This is a genomic window from Streptomyces scabichelini (assembly GCF_011045015.1).
Taxonomy (GTDB): Bacteria; Actinomycetota; Actinomycetes; order Streptomycetales; family Streptomycetaceae; genus Streptomyces; species Streptomyces scabichelini.
The window spans coordinates 1-2,384 of the sequence record NZ_JAAKZY010000437.1; the positions used below are offsets into that span (position 1 = coordinate 1).

Below are 2,384 nucleotides of genomic sequence, written 5' to 3' on the forward strand. Positions count from 1 at the left end.
GGGGTGGTGCCGTTGTGCGGGGCGGGGGTGAAGTCGGGCTTGGCGAACTCCTGAAACGGGGGCTGCGTCCCGAAGGGGGCGCCCCTTTAGGAGCGCGGGGAGTGGCGCCCCTTTAGGGGCGCGGGGAACTGCGCGCCCAGCCACGACGAACCCGCACCTTCAAACCGCACCCCCCCCAGCGGAGCGCTCACGCGGCGAGCCGCTGCTGCTCCTCCTCCACAATGCGGCGGGCGAGCGTACCGTCCGAGACATCGACAGCGTCCGGAGTCGCCTCCGCCACATCGCTGCGACGGGCGTACGCGTCGAAGAGGCGGGCCTTGCTCTCCAGGATCCGCAGGAGCCGGTCGTCCACGCTGTCCGTGGCGAGGAGGCGGTGCACCTGGACCGGGCGGACCTGGCCCATACGGTGGGCGCGGGCGACGGCCTGGTGCTCCAGCGTGGGCTTCACCTGCGGTTCGCACAGGATGACCACGGACGCCGCCTGGAGGTTGAGGCCGACGCCGCCTGCCTCGATCTGGCAGAGCAGCACCGCGTGGCCGGAGGCGGCCGTGAACTCGTCGACCAGCTGCTGCCGACGGGCGGCCGGCACACCACCGGCCAGTGGCCCCAACACGCCGTCACCCAGGGCCTGTTGGACGACGGCGAGCACGTCCCGGAAGTACGAGAAGACGACCACCTTGAGCCCGTTCTCGGCAGCCTCGTCCACCAGCTCACGCAGGCGTTGCAGCTTCGCGGACCGCTCGGCGTCCGCGTACGCGGCTCTGCGCATCGCCATGAAGTTCCCGGCGGCGACCGCCTCGCGGTAGGCGTCCTGGTCGGCGGCGCTGAACTCCTCCCACTCGTCGACCTGGAGCAGCGCGGGCAGTTCGGTGAGTACGTCCTGCTGGTTCCGGCGCAGATAGGCGGGGGCGACGGACCTGCGGAACGTGTGCGGGCCCTCCCCCACTCTCGGCTTCGCTCGAGCGGGGGGACCCCCACCCGCGTCACCGCCCTGGATCCTGGGCACCAGCTCGGGCTGGAGGTAGCGGACGAGGGCACGGAACTCCTGGACGCGGTTCTCCATCGGCGTACCGGTGAGGAACAGGACGCGTTCGCACCGGTCGGTCCAGGCGGCGACGGCGCGGGAGCGGCGGGCGTCGGGATTCTTCACGTAGTGGGCTTCGTCGACGACGAGCGCCGCCGGGGGTGCTGTCGCCCTGTCCGGCGCGGGCAGGCTGTGGAGGACGTCGAACGTGGTGACCGCGACGCCGCCGCGCTCGCGCCACTCCGCGTACGCGTGCCGCCGGTCGGGGCCGTGCACGGGCATCGCCCGCAGGGTGCTGCGTGAGCGGATCTCGCGGGTCCAGTTGATCAGTACGCTCGCCGGGCAGACCACCAGGAAGTGGCTGTGCCCGTGCGCCGCCAGGTGCGCGAGCACGGCGATGGCCTGGACCGTCTTGCCGAGCCCCATCTCGTCGCCGAGCACCACCCGGCGCTGGGCGAGCGCGAACCGCGCGCCGAAGGACTGGTAGCCGCGCAGCGACACCCGACAGTGGGTGTCGTCGAGCCCCTGCGCGTGCACCCGCTCGGCGACCTCCGCCGGGAGGAAGCCCTCGGCGGCCGCGACGTCGGGGGCGCTGCCGACGACCTCGGCGAGCTGGCTGTAGTACTCCGTGGAGCGCAGCTCGAAGTCGACCCACGCCTCGGCGTCGGAGGCGGACTCGCGCAGCAGGTCGGCGGAGGCCTGTGCCAGCAGCAGTCGTACGTCCTCGGTGTCGGCGGTGAGTTCGTGCACTGCCGCGACCGCGACGAGCGCGCTCTCCCGCCGGGCTCGCGTGGAGAGGGCCATCCGCAGCCGCCCACCGGCCGGCCGGGCCGCCGGAAGCAGCACCTTCAGCTTCCGGTCGAGGCGTTCGGCGGCGTCCACGGCGCGGCGCAGCTCGGGCCCCGCCTCGACGAGCCGCCGCAGCGCGATGACGAGGGCGGTCGTCCGAGGCTCCGGGTGATCGACATCGATCCGCACGGACACGGTGTCCTCGACCGCCCGGGCGATCTGCCGAGCCGCGGCGAGCGCCTGATCGGCGGTCTGCGCCCCGACCCCCGGTATCTGCCGCAACTCGTACCGGCTCGCCTCATACACCTCCCGCACCGACCCGACCCCGGCCGCCTCCAGGGCCGCAAGCCGCAACCGCCCCTCGGTGACGTCCTTCAGCCGGGACACGGGAATCCCCGCCAACTCCTCCACGACAAGGTCGGCTTGGATCGGTGCAAGCGCCGTACGCACCTCGTCGAGCGCCCGCCGGTGATCGTCGAGCACGGCCCGAGCGTCCCGACGCAACCGCTCCCCTCGCGCCAGCACCTGCCTCGCCTTCCGCCCCACCGGCGCGAACACGGGCCCGCCACCC

General features: G+C 73.2%; 1 protein-coding gene. It reads right to left on the reverse strand.

Going from position 1 to position 2,384, the window contains the following annotated elements; genetic code table 11:
• Positions 1-187 precede the first annotated feature (187 nt).
• A complete protein-coding gene (locus G5C60_RS50415; RefSeq protein WP_165271003.1) occupies positions 188-2,371 on the reverse strand; it encodes an SNF2-related protein in 2,184 nt (727 codons plus the stop codon).
• Positions 2,372-2,384: the final 13 nt, after the last annotated feature.